The 10,465-nt window shown below is 70.9% G+C and carries 7 protein-coding genes and 1 riboswitch; of the genes, 4 read left to right on the top strand and 3 right to left on the bottom strand.

Features of this window, described 5'->3' with window-relative positions; translation table 11 throughout:
* Both KUTG_RS61045 and KUTG_RS11320 read right to left on the bottom strand, forming a co-directional pair.
* Positions 1-208: hypothetical protein (locus KUTG_RS61045; protein ID WP_198047101.1), on the bottom strand; the 208-nt coding region annotated here is incomplete at its 3' end.
* A gap of 40 nt (positions 209-248) precedes the next feature.
* Positions 249-1,136 carry a TIGR01777 family oxidoreductase gene (locus KUTG_RS11320; protein ID WP_043716725.1) on the bottom strand — a complete coding sequence of 296 codons (888 nt, stop codon included), beginning with the start codon at positions 1,134-1,136 and terminating at the stop codon, positions 249-251.
* Positions 1,137-1,284: 148 nt separating this feature from the next.
* Here KUTG_RS11320 and KUTG_RS11315 point away from each other — a divergent pair, with 148 nt between their 5' ends.
* Positions 1,285-2,898, top strand: a complete 1,614-nt coding sequence (locus tag KUTG_RS11315; RefSeq protein WP_043716723.1) for an alpha-isopropylmalate synthase regulatory domain-containing protein — start codon at positions 1,285-1,287, stop codon at positions 2,896-2,898.
* Between the two features lie 49 nt (positions 2,899-2,947).
* A riboswitch (cobalamin riboswitch) is annotated at positions 2,948-3,153 on the top strand.
* 116 nt (positions 3,154-3,269) lie between these two features.
* Positions 3,270-5,558, top strand: coding sequence for a 5-methyltetrahydropteroyltriglutamate--homocysteine S-methyltransferase (gene metE, locus KUTG_RS11310; RefSeq protein WP_043716722.1), 2,289 nt, complete (start codon positions 3,270-3,272; stop codon positions 5,556-5,558).
* A 40-nt stretch (positions 5,559-5,598) separates the two neighbouring features.
* Here the strand turns inward: metE and KUTG_RS11305 are convergent, their stop codons facing one another.
* Positions 5,599-6,990 (bottom strand): short-chain fatty acyl-CoA regulator family protein, encoded by a 1,392-nt coding sequence (locus KUTG_RS11305; RefSeq protein WP_043728984.1) that lies wholly within the window; start codon positions 6,988-6,990, stop codon positions 5,599-5,601.
* Positions 6,991-7,190: 200 nt separating this feature from the next.
* On the opposite strand from KUTG_RS11305, the gene aceA reads away from it, so the two are divergent.
* The gene (gene aceA / locus KUTG_RS11300) at positions 7,191-8,468 is read left to right on the top strand and encodes an isocitrate lyase (RefSeq protein WP_043716720.1); all 1,278 of its coding nucleotides are present in this window, start codon (positions 7,191-7,193) and stop codon (positions 8,466-8,468) included.
* Between the two features lie 10 nt (positions 8,469-8,478).
* Entirely contained in the window at positions 8,479-10,026 is a 1,548-nt protein-coding gene (gene aceB, locus KUTG_RS11295) for a malate synthase A (protein ID WP_052394335.1), read from the top strand.
* The last annotated feature ends 439 nt before the right edge of the window (positions 10,027-10,465 follow it).

Genomic DNA, 10,465 nt, shown 5'->3' with positions numbered 1-10,465 from the left:
CGATGGCCGAGACGAGGTCGGCGACGGCCGTGCGAACGGGCTCCTTGGCCTTGGCGCGGGAGAAGAGCTTGGCCAGCAGGCGCTGTCCGAGCTTGACGGACTCGGTGGCGGCGGTGTCGCCGGCCTTGGTCAGCGCGGACTCGCCCCACTTGGCGACGGCGGCGGTGGCCAAGGGACCGACCTGGGTGATGAGGGCGTCGACATCCACCGGCAGAGCCTGGCACGGAACGGACGGCGGCGGGCCTCGATTACCCGATCGGCCTAGCGGCGGCGAGGGCCTGCGCCACGGTGGGGTGATGGAACTCGAAACCGTGCCGCAGCAGGGCATCGGGCACGGCCCGCTGACCGGTCAGGGCGCCAGCGTCGGCGAGTTCGCCGGCGAAGGCACGCAGCAACCAGGCGGGGTAGACCCACGGCGTGGGCCGACGCAGGAGCTGCCCGACGGCACGGACCATCTCGGCATTGGTGACGGGCTGCGGCCCGGAAAGGTTGAGGGGACCGCGAACCTCCTTGTGCTCCAAGGCGAACTGGATGGCGGCGACCTCGTCGTGCAGGGAGATCCACGACAGGTACTGCCGGCCGTCGCCCATCCGCCCGCCGAAGCCCCACGCGACCATGGGCCGCAGCTGACCGAGCAGCCCGCCGGTGGGGGACAGCACGATTCCGGTGCGCAGCAACACAACCCGGGCATCGGCGGCGGCCACACAGGCCGCCTCGCGGTCACGGTCCATCTCGGCCAGGAACCCGGAACCGGCCGGCACGGACTCGTCGATCACGCGGTCGCCGGTGTCGCCGTAGTACGCGACGGAGGAGCTGTTGAGCAGCGCCGGAACGCCGTGGGAGGCAACGGCCTCGGCCAGCACACGGGTGGGAACCACGCGGCTGTCCAACAGCTCCTGCTTGAACGCGGGCGTCCAGCGCTTGGCGGTGGTGTCGACCGCGCACAGGTTGATCACCGCGTCGACGCCGTCCAGGGCGCCGTCGGCGATGGTCCCGGCGTCGGGATCCCACGACCGCTCGTCGGGGGCCGAGGCCGCGCGGCGGACCAGCCGGATCACCTCGTGCCCGGCGGCGCGCAGGACCGGCGTCAGCGCGGTCCCGATCACACCGGACGCGCCGGCCACCACTACCCGCATCGGACCCTCCTTGGGTTAACGGTGTTAACACCCTAGCGGTTAGGGGGTGGCGGCGCGCGCTTAGGGGGACTCAACGGCCGGTCGGTGCGCTTATATATACGTACGTCTGAAGAACGGGGATGGTCATGACCGAGAACGGTGAGATCCGATGAGCCGCGGCTGCGCGGGCCGGCAGATCCCGCAGGGCACCCCGCTGGGCGACGACTTCCACCTGTACGACACGACCCTGGTGGACGGCGCGCGGCGCGAGGGCGTCGCCTACTCGGTCAAGGACCGGCTGGAGGTGGCCCGCCTGCTGGACAACCTCGGCGTCGGCTACATCGAGGGCGGCCGGCCGGGCGCGACGCCCCAGGACATCGAGTTCTTCCGCCGCGCCGGCAGCGGCGAGCTGGAGCTGCGGCACGCCGCGCTGGTCGCCGCCGGCACTGTCGGTGAGCCCGGCCGCAAGGCCGAGGACGACCCGCAGGTGCGGGCCCTGCTCGACGCGCAGACGCCGGTGGTGACGCTGGCCGTGCCGGCCGACCGCCGGCACATCGAGCGCGTGCAGGGCATCGACGTCGCCGAGCAGGCCGAGGCGGTCGGCGACACCGTGCGTTTCCTCACTAGCGAGGGCCGCCGGGTTTTCCTTGCCGCGCAACACTTCTTCGACGGCTACGAGCACGACCGTGACGCGGCGCTGCGGGTGCTGACCGCCGGCGTCGAGGCCGGCGCCGATGTCGCCGTGCTGTGCGACACCAACGGCGGCCAGCTGCCGGGCTGGCTGAGCGAGATCGTGCAGGAAGTGGTCTTCCGCACCGGTTTCCGGATCGGCGTGCACTGCCGTGACGACGCCGGCTGCGCGGTGGCCAACACCATCGCCGCCGTGCAGGCCGGGGCGATGCACGTGCGGTGCGCCGCCAACGGCTACGGCGAGCGCGTCGGCAATCCCGATCTGTTCACGGTGATCGGCAATCTCGCCACCAAGCTGGAGCTTCCCGTGCTGCCGCAGGGCGGTCTGGCCGAGCTGACCCGGACGTCGCAGGCGGTGGCCGAGATCGCCAACGTCGGCCCCGAGATCCACCGGCCCTATGTCGGCAGCGCCGCCTTCACCGCGCCGACCACCGTGGATCCCACCATGCACAGCCACGTCGACCCGGCCGCATTCGGCAACACCGCACGGACCCTGGTCGCCGCGACGGTCGGCCGGGTCAGCATCGAGCTCAAGGCCGCCGAGTACGGGCTCGACCTGCCGGTCTCGCCGGAGGTCCTCGACCGGGTGGCGTCCCGAATCAAGGACATGGAGGCCGGCGGCTGGTCCTTCGAGGCGGCCGATGCCTCCCTGGAGTTATTGCTACGCAAGGAGGTCGGCGAGAACGTCGCCCCGTACGACGCGTTGTCCTACCGGGTCCTGCTGGCCCGCCGCCCCGACGGATCGGTCGGCTCCGAGGCCACTGTGCTGCTGGCCATCGGTGGTGCCGAGGCGCACGGGTCGGCCGACGGCAGTGGTCCGGTCGAGGCCCTGGACGCCGCCCTGCGGCAGGCCCTGGCCCCGCACCTGGCCTGGCTCGGCGACGTTCAACTGGTGGACTACAAGGTCCGCACACTGACCGCCGGCGCCGAGGCCGTGACCCGGGTGTCGATCACCTCCCGGGACGCCGGCGGCGAGTGGACCACGGTCGGCACGCACCCCAGCGTCGTCGAGGCCAGCATGCTCGCGCTGACCGACGCCCTGGCTTACAAGCAACTCCGGGAACGCGAGGTCATCATCGTCGGCGGCTGGTGATCCGGCCGGGATGTGATCCGCGCCGCGACCGCGGCCGAGCCGGAGGCGCTACAGTGGCCGTGCAGCTGGTTCGGCCGCCCGCCCGGGCGGCCGTCGTAAGAGGGAATCCGGTGCGAATCCGGGACTGCCCCGCAGCGGTGAGTGGGAACGACCGCCGTCACACGCACTGAGCCGAAAGGCTTGGGAAGCGACGGCCAGTAGGAACGAGCTGTACGCCCGCGAGTCCGAAGACCTGCCCGCTGTGCGCCTCACGACCGTGGGGCGCTGGCCGAGACCTCGCGGGTGGGTCGTCGCCGCGCAACGACCGTGACACGGTCGGGGCCTGGTCGCGCGTGCCCGCGGGTCCACGTGGACTCGCGAAGGAGAGCCCCGTGACCCCCTCAAGCCAAGCCACCGTGCACGGCTATCCCCGGCAAGGCGCCGACCGGCGGCTCAAGAAGGCCGTCGAGGCCTACTGGGCCGGCCGCATCGACGCCGACGCCCTCCTCGGCACGGCCCGTGAGCTGCGGCTTCGCAACCTGGTGGAGCTGCGTGACGCCGGCGTTGACGAAATCCCCAGCAACTACTTCTCCTTCTACGACCACGTTCTGGACACCGCTTGGCTGCTGGGGGCGATCCCACAGCGGCACCTGGACGCCGTGCCGGACGTGTCGAGCGACAAGGGCCGGCTGGACCGCTACTTCGCCATGGCCCGCGGCACCGCCGAAGCCCCGCCGCAGGAAATGACCAAGTGGTTCGACACCAACTACCACTACCTGGTCCCGGAACTGGGCCCCGACACGACGTTCACACTGGACGCCAGCAAGCCGCTGGAGGAGTTCGCCGAGGCCGTGGAGCAGGGCGTGACCACCCGGCCGGTGCTGGTCGGCCCGGTCACCTTCCTGTTGCTGGCCAAGGATCCGACCGCCACCGAGGGCTTCCGGCCCCTGGACCTGCTGGACAAGGTCATCCCCCTGTACGTCGACCTGCTGCGGCAGCTGCGCGAAGCCGGCGCCGAGTGGGTGCAGCTGGACGAGCCGGCCCTGGTCACCGACCAGCCCGCCGAAGTGCTGGCCAAGGTCGCCCGGACCTACGCGACCCTGGGCGCCGCGACCAACCGCCCGAAGATCCTGGTCGCCTCCTACTTCGACCGGCTCGGCGACGCCCTGCCGGTGCTGGCCAAGGCGCCGGTCGAGGGCCTGGCCATCGACTTCACCAACAACGCCGCCGCCAACCTGAAGGGCCTGGCCGCGATCGGCGGCATCCAGGACAAGCGGCTGGTCGCCGGGGTCGTCAACGGCCGCAACATCTGGGCCGCCGACCTGTCGGCCGCGCTGGGCACTCTGGGCACGCTGCTCGGGCTGGCCGGCTCCGTGGACGTGGCGGCGTCGAGCTCGCTGCTGCACGTGCCGCACGACGTGACGCTGGAGACCGACCTCGACCCGGAGATCGCCGGCTGGCTGTCGTTCGCCCGGCAGAAGGTGCAGGAGATCGTCACCCTGCGGCGCGGCCTGACCGAGGGCCGGGCCGCGATCGGAACTCTGTTGCACGTCAACGAAACCCGCCTGGCCTCACGGGCGAACTCGCCGATCGTCAAGGTGCCGGCCGTCCGCGAGCGGGTTGTTCCCGACCTGCACCGCGACAACCCGTACTGTCAGCGGGCCAAGGCCCAGCAGTCGCAACTCCACCTGCCGGAGCTGCCGACCACGACGATCGGCTCGTTCCCGCAGACCGCGGAGCTGCGCAAGGCCCGCGCAGCGCTGCGGACCGGCAAGCTCGACGCCGACGCCTACCGGGAGGCGATGCGGGCCGAGATCCGCGCGGTGATCGCCGAGCAGGAGCGGATCGGCCTGGACGTGCTGGTGCACGGCGAGCCCGAGCGCAACGACATGGTGCAGTACTTCGGCGAGCAGCTGACCGGATTCCTGGCCACACAACAGGGTTGGGTCCAGTCGTACGGCACCCGCTACGTACGGCCGCCGATCATCGTCGGCGACGTCTCGCGCCCGGCGCCGATGACCGTCGAGTGGGCCACCTACGCCCAGAGCCTGACCGACAAGCCGCTCAAGGGCATGCTGACCGGCCCGGTGACGATGCTGGCCTGGTCGTTCGTGCGGGACGACCAGCCCGAGGGCGACACCGCCCGCCAGGTCGCGCTGGCCCTGCGGGACGAGGTCGTGGACCTGGAAGCCGCTGGTGTCAAAGTGATCCAGGTCGACGAGCCGGCGTTGCGGGAGACCCTGCCGCTGCGTGCCGCCGACCGCGCCGCCTACCTGGAGTGGGCGGTGAATTCCTTCCGCCTGGCCACTTCCGGCGTCCGGGACGAGACCCAGATCCACACCCACATGTGCTATGCCGAGTTCGGCGACGTGCTCCAGGCGATCATTGACATGGACGCCGACGTGATCAGCCTGGAGGCAGCCCGCTCCGCCATGGCCATCGTCGCCGACCTCGCCGCGGCCGGCTATCCGAACGAGGCCGGTCCCGGCGTGTGGGACATCCACTCGCCGCGCGTCCCGTCGGTCGAGGAGATCGTCGGTCACCTGCGGGTCGCCATCGCGGCCTTCCCGGCCGAGCGTCTGTGGGTCAACCCCGACTGCGGCCTGAAGACCCGCGCCTACCCCGAAGTCAAGGCCACCCTGGAAAATCTGGTCGAAGCCACCGTCCAACTGCGGTCGTGACGTCCCCGCGGTGGGCGGCTCCGGCTGCCCACCACGGTCCCTAAACGGGATACGGCACGAAGGTGCTGCGGTTCTCGTCCACGCGCAGCGGGCGGCCGATGGGCGGTGCCGAGCGCTGTGGACACAGTGGACGGTCGCAGGTCCGGCAGCCGGGGCCGATCGGGGTCGCGGCAGCCACGTCGTCGAGGTCCATGCCGGCCGAGTAGACCAGCCGAGAAGCGTGCCGGATCTCGCAGCCCAGCCCGACGGCGAAGGTCTTGCCGGGGCCGCCGTAACCGCTGCGGCTGCGGGCCACGGTGCGGGCGATCCACAGGTAGCGCTGGCCGTCGGGCATGGCCGAGACCTGGGTCAACACCTTGCCGGGGGCGGCGAAGGCCTCGTAGACGTTCCACAGTGGACAGGTGCCGCCCGACCGTGAGAAGTGGAAACCGGTGGCGGACTGGCGTTTGGAGACGTTGCCGGCCCGGTCGACCCGCACGAACGAGAAGGGCACGCCGCGCTGGCCGGGCCGCTGCAACGTGGTCAGCCGGTGGCAGATGGTCTCGTAGCCCATGGCGAAGTGGTCGGCCAGCAGCTCGATGTCGTAGCGCAGCCGCTCGGCGGTCTCGTGGAAGGCCCGGTAGGGCAGGATCAGCGCGGCGGCCGCGTACCGGGCCAGCCCGATCCGCACCAGCGCCCGCTCCGGGCCCGGCTCCAGATGGGCCACGACGTCGTCGAGCAGGCTGGGGAATTCGAGTTGCGCGATGAGTGTGCCCATTCGGAACGCCTGTTGTCCGGGCCTCAGGTGAATGGAGAGGTGCAGCACCTTGGCCGCCGCGTCGTAGTGATGCAGTTCACCCGCCGACGCATTGTGGTATGTGTCACCTTGAGCGTTCACGACACGGACCCCGTGCATTCGCGACAGGTGCGAAGACAGGGCCGTGCGGACTTCACCCGGACGGACGCCGGCCGACTCCGCAATCGATTCAGCGGCCGCGTCCAATTCGGGAAAATGGTTCCGGTGCCGGTAGAAGAAGTCCCGGACCTGCTCGTGCGCGCCGATCGACTGCTCCACCGCCCGGTCCCCGGCCAGCGCCTCCACCTGCTCGGCCAGGCTGCGCCCGCGCCGGTGCAGCGCGATCACCGCCTCGGCCACCTCGGGCATGGAGGCGGCCAGCTCCCGCAGGTCGGCGGGGGAGATGCGGTCCATCGGCAGGGCTTCCCGCAGCTCGGCGACCAGCCGGGCGGCGTCGTCGGCGGCGAAGAAGCCGGCGTCCACGCCGAACGCCTCGGTGATCCGGACCAGCACCGGCACGGTCAGCGGCCGCGAGTCGTGCTCGATCTGGTTGAGGTAGCTGGCCGAGATGCCCAGCAGCCGGGCCAGGTCGGCCTGCCGCATGCCGCGCTCGTCCCGCAGCCGCCGCAACCGGGCCCCCGCGAAGGTCTTCTCCACCCGCACCTCCCGCTCGGCGACCGGCTTCGTGCTCGCATCCCGACCAGCACCCTAGGCCCTTCTTGCTAACGCCGCCATTAGCAGAGTTAGCAGATCCGGTCGGCAAGATTTTCAAGAATTAGCCGATTTCGCCGCATTTACAGCGCCGTGGGCCCAATGGCACGGTCGGAACAACGCATTCGAGCCACGGGAGTTGAGTCATGAGCACGGTTCCGCAGACTGCCCAGGGAATCGCCCAGGAGTGGGCAACCGACCCGCGCTGGAGCGGCGTCGAGCGCACGTACTCGGCCGAGGACGTGGTGCGGCTTCGCGGCACCGTCCAGGAGGCGCACACGCTGGCCGACCGCGGCGCCCGCCGGCTGTGGGACCTGATCCACAGCGAGGACTACGTGCACTCGCTGGGCGCGCTGACCGGCAACCAGGCCGTGCAGCAGGTCCGCGCCGGCCTCAAGGCGATCTACCTGTCCGGCTGGCAGGTCGCGGCCGACGCCAACCTGGCCGGCCAGACCTACCCCGACCAGAGCCTCTACCCGGCCAACTCGGTGCCGGCGGTCGTCCGCCGCATCAACAACGCCCTGCTGCGGGCCGACCAGATCAGCCACGCCGAGGGCGTCGACGCCGGCATCGACTGGCTGGCCCCGATCGTGGCCGACGCCGAGGCCGGCTTCGGCGGCGTGCTCAACGCCTACGAGCTGATGCGGGCCATGATCGCCGCCGGCGCCGCGGGCGTGCACTGGGAGGACCAGCTGGCGTCCGAGAAGAAGTGCGGCCACCTCGGCGGCAAGGTGCTCATCCCGACCAACCAGCACGTCCGCACGCTCAACGCGGCCCGGCTGGCGGCCGACGTCGCCGGCGTGCCGTCGCTGGTGATCGCCCGCACCGACGCCCAGGCGGCCAGCCTGCTCACCACCGACGTCGACGAGCGTGACCGCGAGTTCACCACCGGCGAGCGCACCGCCGAGGGCTTCTACCGCGTGCGCAACGGGATCGAGCCGTGCATCGCCCGCGGCCTGGCCTACGCCCCGCACGCCGACCTGCTGTGGATGGAGACCTCGCTGCCCGACCTGGAGGTGGCCCGCCGGTTCGCCGAGGCGGTCAAGGCCCAGTACCCGGACCAGCTGCTGGCCTACAACTGCTCGCCCTCGTTCAACTGGCGCAAGCACCTCGACGACGCCACCATCGCCAAGTTCCAGCGCGAGCTCGGGCACATGGGCTACAAGTTCCAGTTCATCACCCTGGCCGGCTTCCACGCCCTCAACCACTCCATGTTCGACCTGGCCCGCGGCTACGCCGACGAGGGCATGACCGCCTACGTGGAGCTGCAGGAGCGCGAGTTCGCCGCCGAGGCCCAGGGCTACACCGCGGTCAAGCACCAGCGCGAGGTCGGCACCGGCTACTTCGACCTGGTCAGCACCGCCCTCAACCCGACCGGCGAGACGACCGCGCTGGCCGGTTCCACCGAGCAGGCCCAGTTCTGAGGGAGACGCCGTGCGCGACATCCGGATCACCGGCGCCCGCGAGGCCCGGTTCGACGAGATCCTCACCCCCGACGCGATCGCCTTCGTGGTGCGGCTGGACGACGAGTTCGCCGGCCGCCGGGCCGAGCTGCTGGCCGCCCGCCGGGAGCGCCGGGCCCGCTTCGCCGAGGGCGAGCTGCCCGACTTTCTCCCGCACACCAAGCACATCCGCGAGGACGAATCCTGGCGGGTCGCCCCGCCGGCCCCCGGTCTGGCGCGCCGCCGGGTGGAGATCACCGGCCCACCCGAGCGCAAGATGGCGGTCAACGCGCTCAACTCCGGGGCCGACGTGTGGATGGCCGACTTCGAGGACGCCACCGCGCCGACCTGGCACAACGTGATCTCGGGCCACCTCACCCTGATCGACGCGCTGGACCGTCGCATCGACTTCACCGCCGACAGCGGCAAGCGCTACGAGCTGTGCGAGGAGCCGGCGACGATCGTGGTGCGGCCCCGAGGCTGGCACCTTGTGGACAAGAACGTCGTCATCGACGGCCGGCCGATCTCCGCGTCCCTGCTGGACTTCGGACTGGCGCTGTTCCACAGTGGACGGAGGATGACCGAGCGCGGCCACGGGCCGTACTTCTACCTGCCCAAGCTGGAGAGCCACCTCGAAGCCCGGCTGTGGAACGACGTCTTCGTGTTCGCGCAGGACCGGATGGGCATCCCGCGCGGCACGATCCGCGCCACCACGCTGATCGAGACCATCACGGCCGCGTTCGAGATGGACGAGATCCTCCACGAGCTGCGCGAGCACAGCGCCGGCCTGAACGCCGGCCGCTGGGACTACATCTTCAGCGTCATCAAGAACTTCGGCGCGCGGCCGGAGTTCGTGCTGCCCGACCGCGCCCAGGTCACCATGACCGTGCCGTTCATGCGGGCCTACACCGAGCTCCTGGTCCGGACCTGCCACCGGCGCGGCGCGCACGCCATCGGCGGCATGGCCGTGTTCCTGCCCAGCGCCGATCCCGAGACCAACGCCACCTCGCTGGACATCGTCCGGCAGGACAAGGAAAGGGAGTCCATCGACGGGTTCGACGGCTCGTGGGTGGCGCACCCGGCGCTGGTCGAGACCTGCCGCGCCGCGTTCCCCCGCTCGGATCAGCTCGACCGCCTGCGCACCGACGTCGTGGCCACCGCCGCCGGCCTGCTGGCCGTCGACCGCACGCCGGGCCGCGTCACAGAGCCGGGCCTGCGCGGCAACGTCGCCGTCGCCGTGCACTATCTCGACGCCTGGCTCGACGGCACCGGCGCCGCCGCGCTGAACGGCCTGATGGAGGACGCCGCCACCGCCGAGATCGCCCGCTGCCAGGTGTGGCAGTGGCTGCGACACCGCACGCCGCTGGCCGACGGCGGAGTGGTCACCGCCGACCTCGTCGAGGACATGGTCGAGAAGGAGCTGCTGTCGCTGAAGCCGGAGCGTCGGGAGCCCGTGCGCGAGCTGTTCCGGCGCAACGCCCTGGCCTCGGGCCTGCCGACCTTCCTCACCACCGCGGCCTACGCGAGGCACCTCGTGTGACCTGCGCTCTATGGGGCCTTGAGATGCGCCGCATGATGTTGATCGCGGCGTCGTGCCCGTCGAACAGGCTGGCTGCGGTGATGAACCGGACCGGGTTGCTCGGCTTGTGGAGAGCAACTGCGGCGTTCATGGGGACTCCTAGGGGTGGCCTCCTAAATACTTTGCCTTCCTACTATCGGGAGTGCAACTAACACCGGGGAGGCCTCGCTCACACGACCCGACCGAACCGGTCATGACCGGCGGAAACGACCACCTCGACGCCGTACGGGTTAACGGCGTTCATCCATCCGGCGACCAGCGCGATGCGGTTATCGGTTGAGCCTGTCGGTAACGCCTACCCGCAAGTAGGGTCCCACTCCGGTGCCGCCACACCACCCTGTTCCCATCAGGACTGAGGAGATCCCTATGCGGGTGAGCAAGGTCGCGGTCGCGGTGCTGG

Origin of the sequence: Kutzneria sp. 744 (assembly GCF_000568255.1) — a bacterium.
In the GTDB taxonomy this organism is placed as follows: domain Bacteria; phylum Actinomycetota; class Actinomycetes; order Mycobacteriales; family Pseudonocardiaceae; genus Kutzneria.
The sequence above is the reverse complement of the archived record's forward strand: the minus strand, read 5'-3'. Positions and strand labels throughout refer to the sequence as shown.